This window comes from Marinomonas profundi (genome assembly GCF_020694005.1).
Taxonomy (GTDB): domain Bacteria; phylum Pseudomonadota; class Gammaproteobacteria; order Pseudomonadales; family Marinomonadaceae; genus Marinomonas; species Marinomonas profundi.
In genome coordinates this window covers 3,357,912-3,381,117 of sequence record NZ_CP073013.1, presented here as the reverse complement: position 1 = coordinate 3,381,117, position 23,206 = coordinate 3,357,912, and the positions used below count along the sequence as shown (strand labels likewise).

The 23,206-nt window shown below is 46.4% G+C and carries 14 protein-coding genes and 1 pseudogene; 12 read left to right on the top strand and 3 right to left on the bottom strand.

The annotated features are described in order from the left end of the window. Positions 1-24: 24 nt before the first annotated feature. The gene (gene gcvH, locus J8N69_RS15720) at positions 25-408 is read left to right on the top strand and encodes a glycine cleavage system protein GcvH (protein WP_168826923.1); all 384 of its coding nucleotides are present in this window, start codon (positions 25-27) and stop codon (positions 406-408) included. Between the two features lie 77 nt (positions 409-485). Further along, on the top strand, positions 486-3,350 hold the full coding sequence (gene gcvP / locus J8N69_RS15715) for an aminomethyl-transferring glycine dehydrogenase (RefSeq protein WP_168826925.1): 2,865 nt from the start codon (positions 486-488) through the stop codon (positions 3,348-3,350). A gap of 198 nt (positions 3,351-3,548) precedes the next feature. Here gcvP and rluC read toward each other — a convergent pair whose 3' ends face one another. Continuing rightward, positions 3,549-4,520 (bottom strand): 23S rRNA pseudouridine(955/2504/2580) synthase RluC, encoded by a 972-nt coding sequence (gene rluC, locus J8N69_RS15710; RefSeq protein ID WP_168826927.1) that lies wholly within the window; start codon positions 4,518-4,520, stop codon positions 3,549-3,551. 473 nt (positions 4,521-4,993) lie between these two features. Between rluC and rne the strand changes: the two genes are divergently transcribed. Both rne and J8N69_RS15700 read left to right on the top strand, forming a co-directional pair. Next, a complete protein-coding gene (gene rne, locus J8N69_RS15705; protein WP_168826928.1) occupies positions 4,994-8,140 on the top strand; it encodes a ribonuclease E in 3,147 nt (1,048 codons plus the stop codon). 123 nt (positions 8,141-8,263) lie between these two features. Beyond that, a complete protein-coding gene (locus J8N69_RS15700) occupies positions 8,264-9,916 on the top strand; it encodes a SulP family inorganic anion transporter (RefSeq protein ID WP_168826930.1) in 1,653 nt (550 codons plus the stop codon). Positions 9,917-10,053: 137 nt separating this feature from the next. Here the strand turns inward: J8N69_RS15700 and aceF are convergent, their stop codons facing one another. Beyond that, complete coding sequence (gene aceF / locus J8N69_RS15695) at positions 10,054-11,964, bottom strand: dihydrolipoyllysine-residue acetyltransferase (protein WP_168826932.1); 1,911 nt, start codon at positions 11,962-11,964, stop codon at positions 10,054-10,056. A gap of 96 nt (positions 11,965-12,060) precedes the next feature. Next, a complete protein-coding gene (gene aceE, locus J8N69_RS15690) occupies positions 12,061-14,727 on the bottom strand; it encodes a pyruvate dehydrogenase (acetyl-transferring), homodimeric type (protein ID WP_168826934.1) in 2,667 nt (888 codons plus the stop codon). 919 nt (positions 14,728-15,646) lie between these two features. Here aceE and nadC point away from each other — a divergent pair. From nadC to J8N69_RS17210, 8 genes and pseudogenes are all read left to right on the top strand, one after another. After that, on the top strand, positions 15,647-16,501 hold the full coding sequence (gene nadC, locus J8N69_RS15685) for a carboxylating nicotinate-nucleotide diphosphorylase (RefSeq protein ID WP_168826936.1): 855 nt from the start codon (positions 15,647-15,649) through the stop codon (positions 16,499-16,501). Then, the gene (locus J8N69_RS15680) at positions 16,498-17,688 is read left to right on the top strand and encodes an acetate/propionate family kinase (RefSeq protein WP_168826938.1); all 1,191 of its coding nucleotides are present in this window, start codon (positions 16,498-16,500) and stop codon (positions 17,686-17,688) included. Before nadC ends, J8N69_RS15680 begins: the two co-directional genes overlap by 4 nt. A 46-nt stretch (positions 17,689-17,734) precedes the next feature. Further along, complete coding sequence (gene pta / locus J8N69_RS15675; protein WP_168826940.1) at positions 17,735-19,834, top strand: phosphate acetyltransferase; 2,100 nt, start codon at positions 17,735-17,737, stop codon at positions 19,832-19,834. Between the two features lie 93 nt (positions 19,835-19,927). Beyond that, entirely contained in the window at positions 19,928-20,305 is a 378-nt protein-coding gene (locus J8N69_RS15670; protein WP_168826942.1) for a hypothetical protein, read from the top strand. 68 nt (positions 20,306-20,373) lie between these two features. Continuing rightward, positions 20,374-20,835 carry a pilin gene (locus J8N69_RS15665; protein WP_168826944.1) on the top strand — a complete coding sequence of 154 codons (462 nt, stop codon included), beginning with the start codon at positions 20,374-20,376 and terminating at the stop codon, positions 20,833-20,835. Beyond that, positions 20,832-21,782 carry a GspE/PulE family protein gene (locus J8N69_RS15660; RefSeq protein ID WP_168826946.1) on the top strand — a complete coding sequence of 317 codons (951 nt, stop codon included), beginning with the start codon at positions 20,832-20,834 and terminating at the stop codon, positions 21,780-21,782. Before J8N69_RS15665 ends, J8N69_RS15660 begins: the two co-directional genes overlap by 4 nt. After that, complete coding sequence (locus tag J8N69_RS15655) at positions 21,769-22,836, top strand: type II secretion system F family protein (RefSeq protein WP_168826948.1); 1,068 nt, start codon at positions 21,769-21,771, stop codon at positions 22,834-22,836. The genes J8N69_RS15660 and J8N69_RS15655 overlap by 14 nt, the downstream gene beginning before the upstream one ends. Beyond that, positions 22,833-23,171, top strand: a pseudogene (locus J8N69_RS17210) (prepilin peptidase); the annotation flags it as partial. The gene J8N69_RS15655 and the pseudogene J8N69_RS17210, both read left to right, overlap by 4 nt. Positions 23,172-23,206: the final 35 nt, after the last annotated feature.

Genomic DNA, 23,206 nt, shown 5'->3' with positions numbered 1-23,206 from the left:
ATTTTTTAAAGAGGCATAAACACTATGAGTACTATTCCAGAAAATCTAAAATACGCCAGCTCTCATGAGTGGGTATTAGACAACGGTGACGGCACAGTTACCGTAGGCATTACTGACCACGCACAAGACCTGCTAGGCGACGTTGTTTACGTTGAACTACCAGACGTCGGCGCTGAAATCACTGCGAAAGAACAATTTTCGCTAGTAGAGTCAGTAAAAGCGGCGTCTGATATTTATGCGCCAGTCAGCGGTGAAGTGATTGAAGTAAACGACGCGCTAAATGACACGCCAGAACTGATCAATGACGAGCCATTCGAAGGCGCCTGGATTGCAAAAATCAAACTAAGCAACAGCGCTGATCTTGACGATCTACTCGATGCTGCGGGCTATTCAGCCACTATCGAATAGTCTCAACCCTAGGCTCTCCCTCTCTTCTGTATTGAGAGCCTAATCCCCCAGACTTTATCTTAATAGGTGATTAAACCATGACCTCGTGCATTCGCGATTTGTTAAACAACGATGAATTTATTGCTCGCCACATTGGCCCTGACGAATCAGAGCAAGCCAAAATGCTAGCAACAATCGGCATAAACAGCCTTCCAGAACTGATTGAAAAAACCGTTCCTGAAGCCATTCGTCAAGCAAATCTAGACCTTTCAGCTGACCCTGTTAGCGAAAGCGACGCACTTGTGCAGCTAAAAGCCATCGCCAACCAAAACAAAGTGGCGCGCTCTTTTATCGGCATGGGTTACCACGACACACATGTGCCATCGCCTATTTTGCGCAATTTATTAGAAAACCCAGGCTGGTACACAGCGTACACACCTTACCAACCTGAAATATCTCAAGGTCGCTTGGAAGCACTATTAAACTTCCAACAAGTCATCATCGACCTGACTGGCATGGAAATCTCTAACGCCTCTTTGCTAGACGAAGCAACGGCCGCGGCCGAAGCCATGACGCTAATGAAGCGCTCAAACCGCAAAAAAAGCGACAAACTGTTTGTCGCAAGCCATTGCCTACCGCAAACCATAGACGTGGTAAAAACCCGTGCCGAGCTACTTGAAATCGACGTAATTGTTGACGATATCGCCAACTTTGCACAGCACGATGTGTTTGGTGCCATCTTCCAATACCCAGGCATCGACGGCACCGTCACTGATTTAGCGCCCGTCATAGCGCAAGCACACGCACAAGACGCGCTTGTCAGTATTGCGGTTGATCTACTGTCTCTTGTATTACTAAAATCCCCTGGCGATATGGGCGCAGACATTGTCTTCGGTTCTGCACAACGTTTTGGTGTGCCAATGGGCTTTGGCGGGCCTCACGCCGCCTTCCTAGCCACCAAAGACGCTTTCAAACGCTCCATGCCAGGCCGTGTAATTGGCGTATCAAAAGACAGTCACGGTAAGTCCGCACTGCGCATGGCCATGCAAACGCGTGAGCAACACATTCGTCGTGAAAAAGCGACGTCCAATATTTGTACCGCTCAAGCCCTACTGGCCATGATGGCAGGCTTCTACGCGGTTTATCACGGCCCTGCTGGCTTGAAGAAAATCGCCAACCGCGTGGCAGCATTGACAAATTGCTTTGCGCAAGCGATTCAGCAACAAGGCTTTACAACCAACGAGAGCTACTTTGATACCGTTATCGTCAATACTGGCGAGCAAACTGACAGCATCATGGCAAAAGGCGCGGCGAAGTTAATGAACTTCTGCAAAGTGTCTGCAAGCCAAGTCTCTATTGCGCTAAACGAAACCATCACACCCAATGACGTTATCGACTTGGCCGCATGCTTCGGTGCAACCCTGTCACTAGACGACATCACCAATACTGAAAGCGCTTATGGTTTTGATGCCGCTCTATTGCGTCAAGATGCTATTTTGACTCACCCAGTATTCAACAGTCACCACAGCGAAACCGAATTGATGCGCTATATGCACCAATTGGAAGTGAAAGACATCGCCCTAAATCAAAGCATGATCCCGCTTGGTTCTTGCACCATGAAGCTAAACGCGGCGTCTGAAATGATTCCGGTGACTTGGGCCGAATTCGGTCGCATTCACCCGTTTGCGCCAGACAATCAAGTGACTGGCTACCATGCCTTGTTGCAAGAGCTAATCGAGATGCTGTCCAAAGCAACGGGCTACGACACGGTTTCTTTGCAACCGAACTCGGGTGCTCAAGGTGAATACGCGGGTCTTATTGCGATCGACAAATACCACAAGTCTCGCGGCGATCACCAGCGCGACGTGTGCTTGATCCCAAGTTCTGCTCATGGCACCAACCCAGCGTCTGCCGCTTTGGCAGGCATGAAAGTAGTCATTGTAAAATGCGACGAAAACGGCAACATTGACTTGGTGGATCTTGCGGAAAAAGCCGAGAAACACGCCGCGCAACTAAGCTGCATCATGGCGACATACCCATCGACTCACGGTGTATTTGAAGAACACATTCGCGAAGTATGTGACATTGTTCATAAATTCGGCGGCCAAGTGTACATCGATGGCGCCAACTTAAACGCCCTAGTGGGCGTTGCGCCTCCAGGCACCTTTGGCGGGGACGTTTCCCACCTTAACCTGCACAAGACATTCTGCATTCCACATGGCGGCGGCGGCCCTGGTATGGGTCCTATTGGGGTTAAATCACACCTTGCGCCTTTCCTACCAGGCCATGCGGTTACACCGGTTATGGGAATGGCTGACCAGCACGGCGCCGTGTCCGCCGCGCCATACGGCAGCGCCAGCATTCTGGTGATTACTTGGATGTACATCAAGATGATGGGCGACAAAGGCTTGCGCGATGCGACTTTTAACGCCATTTTGAATGCCAACTACATTGCTAAACGTCTAGGTGAGCATTACCCCATTCTTTACACGGGCAAAAACGGCACGGTGGCGCACGAATGTATTATTGATATTCGTCCGCTAAAAGCAGAATCTGGCATCAGCGAAGAAGATATCGCTAAGCGCTTGATGGACTTCGGTTTCCATGCACCCACCATGTCTTTCCCGGTTGCTGGCACCTTAATGATAGAACCAACGGAATCTGAAAACTTGGAAGAACTAGATCGCTTCTGCGATTCCATGATTCAGATCCGCAAAGAAATCAGCAAAGTCCAAGCGGGTGAATGGCCTCTAGAAGACAACCCGTTGGTCAATGCACCGCATACCGCCGACAGCCTTCTCGATGCGGAATGGGCGCACGCTTACTCACGTAAAGAAGCGGCTTACCCACTTAACTGGATCAAGGCGCGTAAATACTGGCCACCGGTTGGCCGTATTGACAACGTCTACGGTGACCGCAACTTGTTCTGCGAATGCCCACCAATAGACAGCTACGAAGATTAATCTTCTAAACAGCTAACAAGCACCAAGAAACAAAAAAAGGCGAATCCGCAATGATTCGCCTTTTTTATTGCGCCAAGTACGCTTGAAAAATCGGTTACGAGATGTCGCCATGAGAAGTTGGTTATGGGAAGTAAGCAAATGACAATAAGATAAATAAATTGCTAAATTTATCTTATTGTCATTGCCATGGCATCTAGTCTAGGAAAAAACACCCGTCAATTTTTCATTCATCAATGTTTGCCACTCCTTATCAAGCGGCGCCTCAAACAACATGCGCTCACCGTTTAGCATAATATCCAATCGCGTCGCATGCAGGCACAAACGCTTAAAGCCGAGCGCTTTGGTTTCTTTTAACGATTCAGCAGGCGAATATTTCTCATCACCAACAATCGGGTAACCCGCATACTGGGCGTGAACGCGAATTTGATGCGTTCGCCCCGTCACAGGTTCACACTCAACCAAACTATAACCTTCAAACTGTCGAGCCAACTTAAATCGAGTCAAACTTTCTTTGCCGTCAGTATGCACCCTTACAACCCGCTCTCCAGATTGCAGCTCATTTTTCAATAAAGGCGCATTTACCTGTAGTTTTCGCTTTGGCCAGCTGCCGTAAACCAAAGCCAGATAGGTTTTTTGCACGCCTTCTTTTTCACGCAATGCCGTATGCAGCTCTTTTAATACCGCGCGCTTTTTAGCCACCATGATAAGACCTGAAGTATCCCGATCCAGTCGATGAACCAACTCAATAAATTTTTCTAGCGGTCGCATTTGACGCACAACTTCCACCAGGCCAAAACTCAAGCCACTGCCACCATGAACCGCTAAGCCAGAAGGCTTATTGATAACGATTAACCCTTTGTCCTCATAGACAATACGTGATTCGATGTCACTTTTTAAACGATCTGACAAGGTTGGCTTGTCCGACTCTGGCGCAATGACAATCGGCGCAATACGCACAATATCGTCATTTTGCAAACGATAATCTGGCTTGGTGCGCTTCTTATTGACACGGATTTCACCCTTCCTAAGCAAGTTGTAAATCTTGCCTTTTGGAACACCCTTGAGAAAAGTAACCAAAAAATTATCGATTCGCTGACCCGTATTATTGTCGTCAATAGTGACGTAACGAACCGCGGGACGCTCTGCTGAATTAAGATCTGAGTCCGACATAAGTTAAGATTGGTTTCCTTTATAATTGAAGCACTTAGTTTTTACTGTTATATTCACACCTCGCAAAGGGTAAGAGGTAACAAAACACCTCGAAGATAAGATGCAAAATTGAATGAAAATTGCCGAAGCGACACTTTGGCCCCCTATCTTACCTCTGTAACAGTTAATCTTAAATAATAAACCGCATGATTCGGAAAAATCCGCTTCAGTGGCAGGAACTCTCATTAAATTGCTCGACCGCGCGTTCGCGTCGTTCTATGAAAAGGCAAGAAAACGAGACCAGTTAAAGAGACTATTTGGTATTGATCACGGCAGCGACAGCACAAAGCGTTTAATCTATATAAACGAATCGCGTACTCCTCTCGCCAGACAAGACACCAAATAACCTACTCTAATACTGAGTCAAATTTGTTAATGGTTACCCTATCACTGCAGTGACTCTTTCGTATCAGCCAACAGAGTTCACACATACAATGATTAGAATGCTAATAAATGCAACTCAACAAGAAGAGTTGCGCGTCGCCCTAGTAGACGGACAACGTCTATATGATCTAGACATCGAATCCGGTTCACGCGAACAGAAGAAATCAAACATTTATAAAGGTCGCATCACTCGCATTGAGCCGAGTTTAGAAGCGGCGTTTGTTGATTTCGGCGCAGATCGCCATGGTTTCTTGCCGTTAAAAGAAATTTCTAAAACCTATTTTTCCAAAAAATCAAATCACGAAGGCCGAATTAACATCAAAGATGTGTTAAGCGAAGGCCAAGAAGTGATTGTTCAAGTAGACAAAGAAGAGCGCGGCAACAAAGGCGCCGCACTCACCACTTTTGTCAGCTTAGCAGGACGTTATTTGGTTTTGATGCCAAACAACCCTCGTGCTGGTGGCATTTCACGTCGCATCGACGGTGATGACAGATCACACCTTAAAGAAGCCATGTCCGGCCTTAACACCCCAGACAATGGCGGACTTATTGTGCGTACGGCTGGCGTTGGTCGCTCTACCGAAGAGCTTCAGTGGGATTTGGATTACCTAGACACTTTATGGTCTTCAATTACCAAAGCCGCGTCTGAGAAACCTGCGCCTTTTTTAATCTATCAAGAAAGCAACATCGTTATCCGCGCGATTCGCGACTATTTACGCGAAGACATCGGCGAAGTACTGATCGATGAAAAAAATGCTTATCAAGATGCCATTAACTTTGTCATGCAAGTGATGCCGCACTTCAAGTCGCGCATCAAGATGTATACGGATTCAACGCCTCTGTTTAATCGCTTCCAGATCGAAACTCAGATCGAAACCGCTTTCCAGCGTGAAGTTCGTCTGCCTTCTGGTGGTTCTATTGTTATCGACCCGACGGAAGCCTTGGTTTCTATCGATATCAACTCAGCCCGCGCGACCAAAGGCGGCGACATCGAAGAAACCGCATTGCAAACCAACCTAGAAGCCGCCGACGAAATTGCTCGCCAATTGCGCCTTCGTGATATTGGTGGCTTAGTGGTGATCGACTTCATCGACATGACACCAGTGCGCAACCAAAAAGAAGTTGAAAACCGCATGAAAGACGCCCTAGAGGCGGATCGTGCTCGCGTTCAATTGGGTCGTATTTCTCGTTTCGGCTTATTAGAAATGTCACGCCAACGTTTGCGCCCTTCTCTTGGTGAAACCAGTGGCATTGTCTGCCCTCGCTGTAACGGCCAAGGGTTTATTCGTGACGTAGAGTCTCTAGCGCTTTCTGTACTTCGCCTAATCGAAGAAGAATGCTCTAAAGAGCGTACCGCTCAAATTCGCGCAGTTTTACCCGTGTCTGTTGCGACTTTCTTGCTAAACGAGAAACGCACCAACATTGCAAAAATTGAAAAACGTAACAACGTTCATATCATTCTTGTGCCAAATCCACATATGGAAACACCGCACTTTGAGGTTGAACGCATTCGTGATGACAGCACAGTCGTGTCACAGAATGAAAACAGCTACACACTGGTCGAAACGCCAGAGCAGCCTCCTTATGAGCCTCGCAAAGCCAGTGAAAATGTTCGTGCACAAGCTGCGGTCACCAGCATTGCACCCAAAGCGCCAGCACCTGAACACAACGCCGCACCTGCAGCAGCGTCTAAAGCTGTCAACAGCGCACCAAGCAAACCTAGTTTGCTAAAGCGCATCATGACCGCTTTATTTGGCGAAGCGGATAGCAAGCCAAAACAAAAAACAGCAAGCAAAGCTAACTCAAATTCGTCACAGCAAACAGAACGTAGTGACTCTAGCGCTAGCTCAAGCAAACCCACTAACAATCGCACCAATAGAAATAAACGAACGGTTAAGCACCAAAATTCAGACCGTGACGATAGCGCCAGCACTGCAGAAAAAAATCGCTCTACTCGCCAATCTCGTCGTGAGCAAGCAGAAGCGACCACCAAAGTCACCGGCAATAACAACCGCCGCAATAACAACCGTGGCAATAAATCAGAGACGCAAGAGCCAAGAGCAGAGAAACAAGAAGCTGCCGTAAAAGCCGCTCCACGTCAGCCTCAAGCACAAAAAGAAGTGCCTGAAGTAACTGAGCGCAAACGCGACCGCAATGACAATCGTCGTCGCAATGGCAAACTAAAAGAAGAAGCATTAGAAGCAACCAAACTACAAGAGCAAGAAGATGCTGCTTTGGTAGAAGCCGCTCAACATGCTGAAGCGGAAAGTATTGAGAATGGTGACGAGCCTCAACGCCGTTCGCGTCGTTCACGTCGTTCGCGCCGTCCACAAAAAGACGAAATCAACACACAGGAAGAAAGCACTGAAACTGACAGCGCTGAAACTCAATCAGTAGATGCGGTTGCAACACAAGCCGAAGAAACAAAGTCACCAACGGTAGACGCTGAACCTGCAGAAACCAAAATTGAGACACAGGTAGAAGCACCAGAGACATCCGCAAAAGATGAACCTGAGGCTGTTGAGGCTGTTGAGGCTGTTGAGGCTGTTGAGGCTGTTGAGGCTGAAAAAGTACCATCAACTGATACACAAGCAACAATAGAAGAAGCCGCTAAAGACGAAACACCTGAAGTAAAACCCGCTAAGCCTAAGATGTCGGTAAAAGCTCAAATGCGAAAAATTGAGCAAGAAGAGACTCCCAAGACTGAAGCAACAACAGAGACGTCTAAAGCTGAGCAGCCCAAATCTGAAGCAGTAGCAACAGAGACACCTGAAGCGGAACAGCCAAAAATCGAAGCCGCTGTAGCAACAGAGACACCTGAAGCTGCAACGACTGCAACAGAAGTCCAAGCGGAAGCAGTAACAGAAGCAGAAGAAACAAAGGCTGAAACAGCAGAAACGACTGCCGAGGAGAACAGTGGAGAAGCGCCAGAAGACACTGGCCGCTCAACTAGAACACCTCGTCGTGGACGTGGCAAACCTGCCGCTAAACAAACAAACATTGAGGCTAAAGCGCCAGTAGAATTGCCTGCTGCTATTTTGGCTCAACAAGAAAAGCTACGCTTAGAGCAAGAAGAAAAACGCAATACGGCCACTTCTCGCCGCCGCGAATCCGCAGGTCGCGTTAAGAACGACCCAAGAATTGCGCGAAAAGAAGAGAAAGACCCAGAAACAACATCAGAAGTTAACGCACAATAAAGCGGCAACGTCTTCTGCCTGATAATACCAAGAGCCCGCCTTTGCGGGCTCTTTTACGAACAGAACACGATGGATTATTTCAACGGATTGATCAGAATATAAATAACGGACAGGTAAAAAACCATGATCATTGACTTTTCTCGCTTTAAAGACTGGACTCTTGTAGGCGATTTATTTGGCGGGGCCACCACGGCCATCGTTTCACTGCCTCTGGCGCTTGCCTTCGGCGTAGCATCAGGAGCTGGCGCAGAAGCAGGACTTTGGGGTGCTATACTCGTCGGCTTATTTGCCGCAATATTTGGTGGCTCTACTAGCCTTATTTCCGAACCAACGGGCCCAATGACGGTCATCATGACAGCGGTTCTTACCAGCATGATGGCCAGCAGCCCTGAAGGCGGTGTCGCCATGGCGTTTACTGTGGTGATGATTGCGGGTCTATTTCAAATCACATTAGGCTACTTAAAGTTAGGTAAGTACATTACGCTCATGCCATACAGCGTGATTTCAGGCTTTATGTCTGGCATCGGCATTATCTTAATTATTTTACAAATCGCCCCTTTTTTAGGGCATAGCTCACCATCAGGCGGTGTCATAGGAACATTAAGCGCATTGCCCAACCTTATTGTTAACCTAAAGTTTTCTGAACTATTTCTTGGCCTGCTCACGTTAGGTGTGCTGTTTTATCTGCCGAAATCTTGGCGCCGATACGTCCCACCTCAGCTCGTCGCCTTAGTCGCCATCACGCTTGTTTCCATTATAGTGTTTAGCGACTCAGATGTGCGCCGCATTGGCGTCATTCCATCCGGTCTACCGTCTATTCACTGGCCTCACTTTGAGCGATCCGTGTTTATCGAAATGATTATTAATGGGCTAGTATTAGGCACCTTAGGCTGTATAGACACACTATTAACCGCTGTGATCGCCGACAGCCTAACCCGTAAAGAACATGATTCGAACCGTGAACTCATAGGCCAAGGCACCGCCAATTTTTTCTCAGGGTTACTTGGTGGCTTACCTGGCGCGGGCGCCACGATGGGAACCGTCGTCAATATACAGTCTGGTGGCAAATCGCCCCTTGCTGGCGTCACTAGAGCCTTAATTCTGCTGTTAGTGGTGCTTGGGGCATCCGAGCTAATAAGTCCAATCCCAATGGCTGTTTTAGCCGGTATTGCGTTGTACGTGGGGATCAACATTCTTGATTGGAGTTTTTTAAAACGCGCCCACAAAGTCGCCCTGTCGCCAACCATCATCATGTATGGCGTTATGGCGTTAACCGTTTTTGTTGATCTCATGGTGGCGGTAGGCATCGGTGTTTTTATTGCCAATATCATAACCATTGAAAAACTCAGCCGCCTACAGTCTGGCAATGTAAAAGCCATCAGTGATGCGGATGACGACATTCCACTGTCGGAAGAAGAAAAAGCATTGCTCGATCAAGCCGATGGAAAGGTATTGCTGTTCTATTTATCCGGCCCAATGATTTTCGGTGTCAGTAAAGCCATCGCCAAACACCATAACCGCATACATAACTACAAAGCCGTCGTGTTAGATTTGAGCGCCGTTCCTATGATGGACCTTACTATTGGCCTAGCATTAGAAAACGCCATTAAAGACGCAATAGAAGCGAATTGTGCGGTTTATATCTTTAGTCCAAATGGACAAACTACAGAGCGACTTGAAAAGCTAGGTGTATTGAATCGATTACCACACAGTGCATTTTGTGACTCCCGCAAGTCGGCGTTAATACAGGCCGTTAATAGCCTAACAAACACATAAATGAATCCCCCCGCCCAAGGGGCGAGGTGCCTGTGTGCCATTTGAATAATGGCTAAAAAAAAAGCCGCTTACGTCAGTAAGCGGCTTTTTTATTTACTTCACTTTTGATCACATTAGCGATTGATCAAAATATCTCATTAAAGAGACAAGCGACGCACATCACTTAGCAAGGCGTTCAAGAAGGTCATGAAACGACCCGCATCACCACCATTGACCGCTCTATGATCGTAAGATAAGCACAATGGCAACATGGTACGAGGCTCAAATTCTTTACCATTCCAGCGTGGCTCAATGTCTGCTTTAGAAACACCAAGAATACCCACTTCAGGACAGTTAACGATAGGCGTAAAGCCAGTCCCGCCAATCGCACCCAAACTAGAAATAGTAAAACAACCACCTTGCATATCAGCTGGTTTAAGCTGCTTATCAAGTGCCTTTTTAATCAACTCACTGGCTTCTTTTGCGATCTGAATAACAGATTTTTTGTCTGCATCACGCAAAACAGGAACCACTAAGCCTGCAGGAGAATCTACCGCAATACCAATGTGCACATAATGCTTCTGAACGTAGCTTTCGCCATCGGCCATTAGCGACACATTGAAGCTTGGATTCGCCACCATAGCTTGTGCTACTGCTTTAATCAGGAATGGAAGAGGTGTCAATTTCACACCTTGTTTCTCCATTTCACCTTTCAAGCCCTTACGGAATGCTTCAAGGTCAGAAATATCGGCTTTATCAAACTGAGTCACTTGAGGCACAACAAGCGCGTTGCGAACCATGTTCTGCGCCGTCATGCGCTGAATTTTACTCATCTTAACAAGGTCGACATCGCCGAATTTGCTAAAGTCTTGATCAGGCACAGTTGGCAAACCAGAACCCGTAGCAACACCCGCTGGAGCCGACACGGCTTTTTGTACCGCTGCTTTCACATAAGCATGCAAATCTTCTTTCGTAATACGACCACGAGGGCCAGTAGGACGAACAAGAGACAAGTCAACACCTAGCTCACGAGCAAGCATACGCACAGCTGGGCCGGCATGAACTTTCTTCGAAGGTTCAGACAATACAGCCGATTGATCTGCCGCAGGAGCGGTTTTCGCTGCATTCGCTTTAGGCGCTTCTGCAGGAGCAGGAGCCGCTTTTTCAGCAACCGGCGCTGCGTCAGAACTACCTTCCACTTCAAGCTCAAGAACAAGATGACCTTCAGAAACCTTGTCACCAACCTTAATAGAAACCGATTTAACGGTTCCTGATTTTGGCGCCGGGATTTCCATGGAAGCTTTATCAGTTTCAAGCACGATAATCGAATCGCCCTCTTTAACTTTATCGCCCGCCGCGACAGCAACCTCGATCACTTCTACACCTTCAGCACCACCAATATCAGGCACCTTTACAGACTCAACACCACCAGAAACGGGGGCTGCTGCAGGAGCAGATGATTTTGGTGCTTCCGCTTTTTCTTCCGAAGCAGCAGAAGCTGTTGAAGATGATTCAGTTGTCACCACAAGAATAGCGGCACCTTCGGAAACCGTATCACCGACTTTGATCGAAATTTTACCGATCTTGCCGGTAAATGGCGAAGGGATATCCATAGAAGCTTTATCAGTCTCAAGAACGATAATAGAGTCGCCCTCTTCAACCATATCGCCTTCAGCAACACAAATCTCAATCACTTCTACGTCAGTCGCACCACCAATATCAGGCACTGAAACTTTTTCTTCACTGGAAGAAGATGGAGCAGAAGTCGGCTCGGCCGATTTTTCCGGTGCTGAAGCCGCTACTGGCGCTTCAGGAGCAGATGCTACTGCACCCTCAACTTCAATAATCAGAAGCTCGTCCCCTTCAGAAACCTTATCGCCTTCTTTCACAGAAATGCTTTTTACTGTACCAGCCATAGAAGATGGCACATCCATGGAAGCTTTATCTGTTTCTAAAACAATAATAGATTGGTCCACTTCGATAGTGTCACCAACCGCAATACTGATCTCGATAATTTCGACATCAGTCGCACCACCAATATCCGGTACTCGAATGATTTCAGTACTCACAGAAATCTCCTTTGTCTTATAGACGCATCAAACTTAAAAACTTATCTGGCTTAGGTAGCAATATACGCTAAGCCAGATACCTAGCTTGTCAGGTAATTAGCAAGTAACAGGGTTTGGCTTCTCAGGATCTAAACCAAACTTAGCAATCGCCCCACTAACTACAGATGCATCAATCACACCGTCTTTTGCCAGTGCATTCAAGGCAGAAACTACCACCCAGTAGCGATTCACTTCGAAGAAGTGACGCAATTGAGCACGAGTATCACTGCGGCCAAAACCATCTGTACCAAGTACGTTATAAGTACCTTTTACGAATGGACGAATTTGATCTGCGAACAATTTAATATGATCGGTAGACGCAATTACAGGGCCATTGCCATTCAAGCAAGATTCAACATGAGATAGGCGAGCTTCTGCTTCAGGGTGAAGCATATTCCAACGACTTACATCAAGACCTTCACGGCGTAGCTCGTTGAAAGACGTGACACTCCATACATCAGAGTTAACACCGAAATCATTAAATAGGATCTCTGCAGCCGCTTCCACTTCACGCAAAATAACGCCAGAACCAAGCAATTGAACTTGTTTCTTATTGGCTTTCTTAGCGTGAGATTTAAGCTTATACATGCCTTTAATAATGCCGTCTTCAACACCTTCAGGCATATCTTCATGTGTGTAGTTTTCATTCATTACCGTCAAGTAATAGAAAACACTTTCCTTGTCCTGATACATACGGCGCAAGCCATCTTGCACAATAACAGCGACTTCATAAGAGTAAGTCGGATCATAAGACACACAGTTCGGAATCGTCCCTGCAAGAATATGGGAATGCCCATCTTCGTGCTGCAAACCTTCGCCATTCAACGTTGTACGGCCAGCCGTAGCACCAATTAAGAAGCCACGTGCCTGAGAATCACCCGCCGCCCAAGCTAAGTCACCAATACGTTGGAAACCAAACATAGAGTAGTAGATATACACAGGAATCATTGGCAAATTGCTGTTGCTGTAAGAAGTCGCTAACGCCAACCATGCAGAAAATGCACCTGGCTCGTTAATGCCTTCTTGCAAAATTTGACCATCTGCAGATTCTTTATAGTACATAATCTGAGTGTGGTCATGCGGTGTATAACGCTGACCTTGAGCAGAATAAATACCAAGCTGACGGAACATGCCTTCCATACCAAAGGTACGCGCTTCATCGGCCACAATCGGCACAACACGTTCGCCGATTTTTTTGTCTTTTACCATCACATTCAATGCACGCACGAATGCCATAGTAGTCGAAATCTCACGACCGTTTGTTCCCGCGATTTGAGCTTTAAAGGCTTCCAAAGAAGGCACTTCAAGCGCTTCACAATCACGACGACGCACTGGGAAGTCACCATGCAATTCTTTACGACGAGAGCGCAAATATTGCATTTCTGGGCTGTCTTCCGCTGGACGGTAGTAAGGTAAATCTTTTAGCTCTTCATCACTGATTGGAATACCAAACTTGTCGCGGAATTGAGCCAAAGACTCTTCATCCAGCTTCTTCGTTTGGTGCGCGGTATTTTGCGCTTCAGCCGCTTTAAACATGCCGTAACCTTTAACGGTTTGCGCCAAGATAACGGTCGGCTGACCTTTGTGAGACGTTGCTTCAGCGTAAGCTGCATAGACTTTATAGGGATCATGACCACCACGGTTAAGATTCATGATCTCATCATCCGTCATGTCTTTCACCATCTCTAGCAACTCAGGATATTTGCCAAAGAAGTGTTCACGCGTGTAAGCGCCGCCATTTGCTTTGTAGTTTTGAAGTTCACCATCGCAAACTTCATTCATACGCTTAATAAGCAAACCTTTGTCGTCTTTTTCGAATAGAGGATCCCAATGACGACCCCATAGACATTTGACAACATTCCAGCCGGCACCACGGAAGACACCTTCAAGTTCTTGAACGATTTTGCTGTTACCACGCACAGGACCATCAAGGCGCTGCAGGTTACAGTTAATCACAAAAATCAAGTTATCTAGGTTTTCACGTCCCGCTAAAGCGATAGCGCCTAAAGATTCTGGTTCGTCACACTCACCATCGCCTAGGAAAGCCCATACTTTACGGTCACCTTGATCAATCAGACCGCGGCTGTGCTGGTACTTCATAACGTGTGCTTGGTAGATAGCCTGTAAAGGCCCCAAGCCCATTGATACGGTAGGGAACTGCCAGTAATCTGGCATTAACCAAGGGTGTGGGTAAGAAGAGATACCTTTGCCATCGACTTCGCGACGGAAGTTATCAAGCTGCTCGTCTGTCAAGCGCCCTTCAATGTATGAACGCGCATAAATACCAGGAGAAATATGGCCTTGGAAAAAGACCATATCTGCTTCTTGTTTTTCACTCGTTCCGCGGAAAAAGTGGTTAAAACCGATATCGTAAAGCGTTGCGGCAGAAGAAAAACTTGTAATGTGGCCACCAAGTGTTGAATCAACACGGTTCGCCTTCATTACCATAGCCAATGCGTTCCAACGAATAATAGAACGTATACGACGTTCCATAAATACGTCACCGGGCAATGGCTTCTGATTCTCAGGTGCAATTGTGTTCCGGTATGGTGTCGTGATAGACGACGGCATTGACGTACCCGCTTTTGAAGCTTCATTCGTCAAACGATTTAAAATGTATTGCGCGCGATCAGGACCTTCTTCGCGAAGGACAGACTCAAGCGCATCGACCCACTCTTTGGTTTCAGTTGGATCGATGTCTTCGAGAATATGCTGCTCAGTCATCGTGTTAATAACTCCCGCTATTAGAACAGATACTTAACCTACCAAGGGCATTATGTGTATTTAAGCCTTGGAGGCTACTTAAACGAACCTTCGAAATTTAGATGAATAGCCACCCTAAATTCCAGCCGATTTAGGATAAAGACGACACCCTACTTATTGCGTTTAAAGTGTCGTTTTTATCCGTTCCAATGGTCATCATTATTGTTTTAATTTTATTTCCATTGCATCGACCACTAAAGTATCTAGTCGGTTCGCTTCCAATTTGGGTTTGGTTCATCAAACCCAACATTAAATTTCTACATGCAATTAGCTTTACTAGGTGCACATAAAAAATCAAAAACGTGTATTTATGAATACATAAAAATATCATTTTGTAGCGCATCAAACGTCGATGTCTTACAAAAAATTTACCTTGTACTGAGTGTTTACTCAGCACCAAGGTATCCAATTCGGGCGTAAGATTAACACCTAATGAAAGGATCGCCTAGCCACCTCCCTCAAGATTGAAGGGCAGCAGAAGCGTTTAAATCGCTTACAAGCCTTGAATCCTATCTAAAAACTGACAAAAAAACCATAAAACACCGCGAAAACACAAGAAACAGTGATCAAGATTCACCAAACGTATGAGCTGTATAAATAGCATGAATTCCACATTTCTTTCACGAGAAATACAGCAAACACCCTGAATAAGCGACCACACCCACCAACATGAGCAACTTGCTTGGCTCCGCGCGCCTAGCATTCCTTGCCTCTATCACGCCTTGCAAGCAGCCTATCAAATCGATATAAAAAACGCGCAAGGCCGAAAAACTTAGTAATAAAACACTATGCAGATCAACAAATCCCAGAAAACAGCACTGACGCACCTACAATATAAGGCTACAATAGCGATTTAATTCAGTGACAAATAGGATAGTACATGGCCCCTTTGGACGCTCTATTAACCGAGCACATTCGATTGCAAGTCGCGTTCGCATTACAAGAAGATGTGGGTGCAGGTGATATAACAGCAAAACTTATTCCTGATGACCAAGAAATCACCGCAACGGTGATTAGCCGTGAACAAGCGGTGTTGTGTGGCCAAGCTTGGGTTAAGGAAGTTTTTGCCCACTTAGGGGGGCGCGTCAGCCTTGAGTGGCACAACAATGAAGGGGATTTACTCGAAGCCAATCGCCCTTTTTTAACACTAAAAGGTCATGCAAGAACGATTTTAACCGGAGAGCGAACGGCGCTCAACTTTCTGCAAACATTGTCTTATACCGCCACGGTCACTCGCCAGTACAGTCAGATAGTGAAAGACACACAGTTAACCATTTTAGACACGCGTAAAACGCTTCCAGGTCTGCGTCAAGCTCAAAAATATGCGGTCACGGTGGGAGGCGGACAAAATCATCGCATGGGGCTATACGATGCCTTTTTAATAAAAGAAAATCATATTATGGCAGCAGGCTCCATCGCCAATGCGGTGAACATGGCGCAAACAATTGCGCCGGGTAAGACCATCGAAGTCGAAACCGAAAACCTTGAAGAAGTCGCCATGGCAGTACAAGCTGGTGCCGATATCATCATGCTAGACAATTTTTCCTATGAAGACATGGCAACCGCTGTTGCTGACTTTAAAGGTCAGGTCAAATTCGAAGCGTCAGGAAACATGGACAAAGAGCGACTACTAAAGGTCGCAGCAACGGGCGTAGATTTTGTCTCCATTGGTGCGTTAACAAAACACATTCAAGCAATAGACCTATCTTTGCGTGTCTCTCAGGAAACATTATGAAAGAGAGTATTTTAGTCATCAATTGTGGCAGTTCTTCGTTAAAATTTGCCATTCTAGCTAACGCCGGACAAGATACATTAGTTGAAGGTATCGCGGACAGATTAGGCTCAGACGAAAGCAGTATCACCTTTAAATATGATGGCCAAAAAAGCCAAATCCCTTTAAAAGATAGTAGCCATAAAAATGCCGTCACTCATATCAAACAGTGGCTTAATGAACACCCTGCCATTGAAAGCACATTAGTGGGCATTGGTCACCGGGTCGTTCACGGCGGCGAAACATTTAGTCAATCGGTCTTAATTAATCAGGACGTCATTGATGGCATAAAAGACTGCGCTCAGTTTGCACCGCTGCATAACCCTGCCCATACCAAGGGCATTGAGATCGCGTTTGAGCTTTTCTCGGGACTGCCTCAGGTGGCGGTTTTCGACACCGCATTTCATCAAACACTGACACCAGAACAGTACCTATACCCTATCCCGATGCATTTTTATCGCGAGCACCATTTTCGTAAATATGGGTTTCATGGCACCAGTTTTCGTTATATCAGCCAAAAATTAGCTCAAGTGGCAAAAGGCAGCGATCAGCAAGGCGTTCTTGTCGCGCATCTGGGTAACGGCGCCAGCACCTGCGCCATTCATCATGGTCAATCCTCGGACACCAGCATGGGGATTACCCCATTAGAAGGCCTAATGATGGGAACGCGCTCTGGTAGCCTAGACCCAAGTTTGTTGTCGTTCATTAGCCAAGCTGAAAATATTTCCGCTGACGAAGCCCTTGAGATACTGTACAAAAAAAGCGGACTACTAGGAGTATCAGAACGCTCCAATGATTGCAGAACTTTAGAAGAGGCGATGGACTCTGGCGATCAAAAAGCCAAACTCGCGCTCGATATGTTCGCAGCTCGCACGGCCAAACATCTAGTCAGTGTCGCCATCACCTTAGACAGTATTGATCATTTAGTGTTTACTGGTGGCATTGGCGAAAATTCACACTATGTACGTCGCACTATTTGCCATTATTTGAAAGCATTTAATATTCGTATAGACTCAACTCTCAATGACAATGCGCCGCGTGGTGAAATCGCTAACATTAGCTCAACAGACAGTAAAACAGATGTTTGGATCATTCCGACTAACGAAGAATTCATGATTGCATTGGATACGATTCGTTTAATTCAGCATTGATTGAGACGTTGCACCCCATAATGGACTTATTTAGGATTCATCCGAAATGTCAATAAATGTATTAATGACCGTTCCTACTGGCCCAGGCGTGGGCTTAACATCCGTCTCAGTTGGCCTTGTTCGCGCACTCGAACAGCAAGGTTTAAAAGCCAGCTTTTTCAAACCTATTGCTCAACCTCAGCCAGGCGATAAAGGGCCGGATAAATCGACCGCTATGGTTGCGCAAGGTTCGACACTGACGCCTGCCGAGCCGATTCCACTTCATGAAGCAGAACGCTACCTTTATAACGACAACATTGATGAGCTGATGGAAGAGATTGTCGGACGCTTTCAAGCAAGCGTCGAGCCTGATTCGACCGTGATTGTAGAAGGTCTAGCTCAAATTGCAGGGCATCCCTATGCGACAAGACTTAATAAAGCCATCGCTCGAACGCTTGACGCTGGATTGGTATTGGTGACCGCCCCTAACGACATGCGTGTCAATGAATTAGAGCACCATGTTGAAATTGCCGCTGGGTCTTATGGCGGCATTAAAGCCAATGATGTCATCGGCTGTATATTGAATAAAACTACACCGGGATCATTGGGCGTCAAATCATACGGTGATCTATTCGCACAACGAGGGATATTTAAACGCAATTTCAGTCTGCTAGGGCAAATCCCAAAAGCAGATGAACTGACTTACCCGCGTGTCAAAGACGTCGCAGACTTCTTAGGCGCTCGTATTATCAATGCGGGAGAAATCGAATCTCGTCGCGTGCAATCTTATACGTTGTGCGCCCGCGGCGTTGAAAACATGCTTGAAGCGCTCCGTCCGGGCGTCTTGGTTTTCACTCCTGGAGACCGCACCGACGTCATCATGGCCACCGCCATTGCGGCATTAAACGACATCAAGATCGCGGCATTGGTGTTAACCGGTGGCTATCAGCCAAGCGAGTCATTGATGGCACTCTGCGGCAAAGCCATGGCAAAAGGCTTGCCAGTGCTTTCAGTTGAATCCAATAGCTGGGAAACCGTCATCAACATGCAATCGTTCAACCAAGAAATTCCACTGGACGATAAAGAACGAGTGCTGATGGTAAAAGAGCACATCGCCCGATGCATCGATCACGACTGGATCAACTCTTTTGCCATGAACCAAGAAGAAAGAAAGCTCTCGCCCCCTGCTTTCCGTTTCCGCTTGATCGAACTTGCACGCTCACTTAATAAGCGCATCATTCTTCCAGAAGGTGAAGAGATTCGTACCATTCAAGCGGCGTCTATTTGCGCCGAGCGCGGCATAGCTCGTTGTACGTTATTAGGCAACGAAACCGAGATTCTGCGCATTGCGCAAAACAATGGCATCGAATTAAGCCATGGCGTGGAAATACTCGACCCGAGTAGCATTCGTGAGCGTTATGTGGCTCCCATGGTCGAATTAAGAAAATCCCGCGGACTGACAGACATTGTTGCCCGTGAGCAACTTGAAGATAACGTTGTATTAGGCACCATGATGCTGCAGGTTGGTGATGTCGATGGCCTAGTGTCCGGCGCAGTCCACACCACGGCAAATACTATTCGCCCTGCCCTTCAGATCATCAAAACATCACCAAACGCCAGCCTAGTCTCGTCAGTCTTTTTCATGTGCCTACCAGACCAAGTACTGGTTTACGGTGACTGCGCTATTAATCCAGACCCAAGCGCTGAACAACTGGCTGAAATCGCCATTCAAAGTGCCGACTCAGCGGCCGCCTTTGGCATCACCCCAAAAGTTGCCATGATCAGCTACAGCACAGGTGGATCGGGCACCGGTAATGACGTCGACAAAGTCAGAGAAGCCACAGCGATTGCACAAAAACTTCGACCAGACCTATTAATTGACGGGCCGCTGCAATACGACGCCGCTATTATGGAAAAAGTCGCAAAACAAAAAGCGCCGAACAGCAAAGTGGCAGGCAAAGCCACCGTGTTTATTTTCCCTGACTTAAACACCGGTAATACCACCTACAAAGCAGTACAAAGAAGTGCGGATGTAGTGAGTATTGGGCCTATGTTACAAGGCATTCGCAAACCGGTTAACGATTTGTCTCGTGGCGCCTTGGTTGACGACATTGTTTACACCATTGCAATTACCGCGATTCAAGCAGGAAAAATTAGCCAACATTAAAAATCATTGTCCAATGCAGAAAGGGTTATCTGCATTGGACATACCATCAAATGCCTATTAGTATTTATTGATGTCATTTATTGGGTATTCATTATGTCTGGCAGTCTTCCACACGTCATTGCACTTTCAAGCCATACACAAACGGGCACAGTCACCCCTGGCTACACGACCTTTGATTTGCGATCGGACGAAGACACAAACATAGCGGCCCTTAATGCCCGTAACGCGAAAGCATCCAGTGATCTTGTTGTTACCCTATCCGAACAAGGTCAGGCATTGTCACAGAGAAACCGAAAAAAAGTCGAAGACGATGAAGTAAGTCGCCGCGAGGACGCTCTACTTGAATTGGAAGAAGAATTTATTGAAGACGACGACGCAGAACCTTTTCCTCATATCGCCAATAAAGACAGTAAAACGGCAATCTATCAAGAAAAAATACCGACAGGAGACTTTCTTGATCAAATCGTTTAGTCTATAAAAACTCATATTCTGAGTGTTTCGGCAGGATGCCAACCACTAAAATCTTCAAGGAGTGAAGAATGTTACTTTTTCGTCATACCCAACGCGGCTTCACATTACTAGAGCTCATGGTCGTTATTGCGATCATTTCCATTTTAGCCAGTTTATCTGCCCCTACATTTACCCGCCAAATAACCAAAGCTAAGCTTATAGAAGCGCAAAACCTCGCCACCCAACATCAATCATTAGTTGAAGAGTTTATTCTGTTGCACGGTTCCTTTCCTAGCACAGCGGAGTTCAACCTAATAAAACACTCTCTCGACCCAGCATCGCTCGTTAAATCCATTACAGTAGAGGATCAAGATAAAGAGGTGGGCAATATTCAAATCACGCTGAATGACAATACCGGCATCACCGAAGGTCAGTACTTAAAATATTCTCGCGACGCAAATAGAAACTGGCATTGCACCTCAGACCTAGAAGCCAACGTACTTCCGCAACAGTGCGAAAGCCTAGCGAATACAGGGGACACAGGAGCATGACATTAGAAGAAATCATCGCTTCCGCCGTTAGTCATGGGGCGACAGACATTCACATTGAGCACTCAAGTTCAGCCATCAAAGTGTATCAACGCTGTTATGGCGTGCTGAGCAAAGTCGCCGATTTACCCCAAGGAAATAACTTAATCAACCGCATCAAAATGCGCTCAAACTTGGATTTATCGGAAACCCGAAGGACACAAGAAGGGCAATTTTTATTTGAAGAAAAGCACCGAAGTACCTTTATTCGGGTCAGCATCATCACCACTGTTAAAGGCGAAAAAATTGCCCTGCGGCTATTACCAGAAAAAAGTCGCTTAGCGCTGCATAATATCGGCATTCAGCCCGCCCTACTAAACGCCCTTGGCTCAATACTCAATGAAAATAGCGGCCTAATCCTAGTGTGCGGTGCCACCGGCGCCGGAAAAAGCACCACGCTTTATTCCTGTCTCGATGTCTTAAACACAGGCAAAAAAACCGTCTTCACCATTGAAGATCCCGTTGAATATGAAATTCAGGGGTTGTTTCAATGTGAACCCAATCACGCCATTGGGCTGGATTCGGCTAGCCTTTTAAAGTCATTTTTACGACAAGACCCCGATGTCATTATGGTGGGAGAAGTACGTGATTCGGTTACGGCCAACTTGGCCGTCAATGCTGCGCTGACGGGGCATCTCGTCCTTGCTACATTGCACACCAATTCTGCGCTTGACGCCATTCATCGTTGCCACGGCTGGCAAGTAGACTTTTTTTCTCTTGCCAGCTCCTTAAAGCTCATCATACACCAATCGATGCAGTACAAAATTTCGTCTCAACAACCCATTTTTAATGGTCTAGTCCCTACATGGCAAGAAACACTGCCAAAAGACTACGAAACACTCATTGCGTCTCCGGCACTTTGGAAAGCCTTTCCCCATCAGCATAAGGAAGAAAAAGATGCCTTGGTATAAAGTGCTGCACAAAAATGGAAAAGTCGACCATCGCCACAGCACGTCCGAAAATACCCTCTTGTTTCACTATGTTCAAAATGGATACTGGCAATTTACCATTGTAGATTGGCGTCCTCGTAAGATGGACTACAAAGCCTTGCATACGTTTTATACAGAGGTGCAAAGCGCATTACAGTCGGGCTTACAGTTGAATCAAACAGTGGCGCATCTAGCTCAATCCTCAACACACTCCAACATCGCCACTCTCTGCAAAGCCATGCTAGGAGAGTTAGAAAACGGCACTGCTTTTAACGACATTTTAATCAAGCTAAGCACGCCATCTGCCGCACCTTACTGCCAATTACTTAACGCCCATGGCACCAGAGAAAGCGCTGAAAAAAGCTTAGAAATCGCCATACTCCAACTCGATGCCTTGCTTAATTGGTCGCAACGATTACTAAAAGCCATAGCCTATCCTTTCAGCATCATTCAAATAGCGTTAATCATTTCCCTAACAAACAAACTATTCCAATCAAAATCAACGGATTTAGACTTCTGGGACAACATAATTAGCTTATCTGCGATATATCTGCTGTGCAGCAGCATTCAACTGATCATCATTCACAGCTTGTACCGAGGCTATGCTTGTCATTGGTTAGAAAAATACAGCCATAACTTTCGTCTCACTAAGTTATTTTCTTTGCTGAACACAACCAGAAAAAGCGGCCTGACGTTACAACATGCTTTAAAAAATATGCCCGAATATTTTAGACACGACCCCATCAAACACGAAATTTATACTGTCTATTACACCTTGCGGCTTGGGCGTAGCTACGCAAAAAGCTTTCCTCCTCGATGGTTTCCACATGAATCGGCTATTGCACTTCATTCGGCGGAGCAAGACGGAGACATCTCAAGAGCACTTAGTCTGGCGGCTCAGGCACACGAAAAGCGCTGGCAAAAAAATCTCTCTCTACTAGAAAAACTACTACCGGCTTGTTGCCTTTTCATTGCTGGTGGCTTTGTGGCTTCGGCACTCGTTTCTTTGTACGCCCCTTTACTGGATATTTCATGATGCTGGTAACAATGTACGAGTGTCTTTTATATGCCTTAATCGTGATAAGCCTAGGCAGTTACGCCGCTGCGTTTAGTGTTCGGTGGCCGGAAAAACAGATGTATTTTTGGGAAAAAGAGGCACACAAGCTACTGTCTCTGCCATTCAATAAGACACTCCCAAATCACCTGAAAGCCTCTTGTTCTCACTGTTTGCAGTGCAATCATCGACTAGCTTGGCAGGACTTACTGCCCATCCTGAGCTTTGCCCTACTGCGGGGGAGATGTCGCTATTGCACACAGAACATATCCTATCGTTATCCTGCCATTGAGGCCCTACATTTAGTCTGTTGCTTTCCATTATTATGGCTGACTGAAGACATTTACACTCT

Bases quoted from the DNA above. Each gene is read 5' to 3' on its own strand.
- J8N69_RS15700 (WP_168826930.1), top strand. From the start codon at position 8,264: ATGATCATTGACTTTTCTCGCTTTAAAGACTGGACTCTTGTAGGCGAT.
- rluC (WP_168826927.1), bottom strand. From the start codon at position 4,520: ATGTCGGACTCAGATCTTAATTCAGCAGAGCGTCCCGCGGTTCGTTAC.
- J8N69_RS15665 (WP_168826944.1), top strand. From the start codon at position 20,374: ATGTTACTTTTTCGTCATACCCAACGCGGCTTCACATTACTAGAGCTC.
- J8N69_RS15655 (WP_168826948.1), top strand. From the start codon at position 21,769: ATGCCTTGGTATAAAGTGCTGCACAAAAATGGAAAAGTCGACCATCGC.
- aceE (WP_168826934.1), bottom strand. From the start codon at position 14,727: ATGACTGAGCAGCATATTCTCGAAGACATCGATCCAACTGAAACCAAA.
- gcvH (WP_168826923.1), top strand. From the start codon at position 25: ATGAGTACTATTCCAGAAAATCTAAAATACGCCAGCTCTCATGAGTGG.
- nadC (WP_168826936.1), top strand. From the start codon at position 15,647: ATGGCCCCTTTGGACGCTCTATTAACCGAGCACATTCGATTGCAAGTC.
- J8N69_RS15670 (WP_168826942.1), top strand. From the start codon at position 19,928: ATGTCTGGCAGTCTTCCACACGTCATTGCACTTTCAAGCCATACACAA.
- J8N69_RS15660 (WP_168826946.1), top strand. From the start codon at position 20,832: ATGACATTAGAAGAAATCATCGCTTCCGCCGTTAGTCATGGGGCGACA.
- pta (WP_168826940.1), top strand. From the start codon at position 17,735: ATGTCAATAAATGTATTAATGACCGTTCCTACTGGCCCAGGCGTGGGC.
- rne (WP_168826928.1), top strand. From the start codon at position 4,994: ATGATTAGAATGCTAATAAATGCAACTCAACAAGAAGAGTTGCGCGTC.
- J8N69_RS15680 (WP_168826938.1), top strand. From the start codon at position 16,498: ATGAAAGAGAGTATTTTAGTCATCAATTGTGGCAGTTCTTCGTTAAAA.
- gcvP (WP_168826925.1), top strand. From the start codon at position 486: ATGACCTCGTGCATTCGCGATTTGTTAAACAACGATGAATTTATTGCT.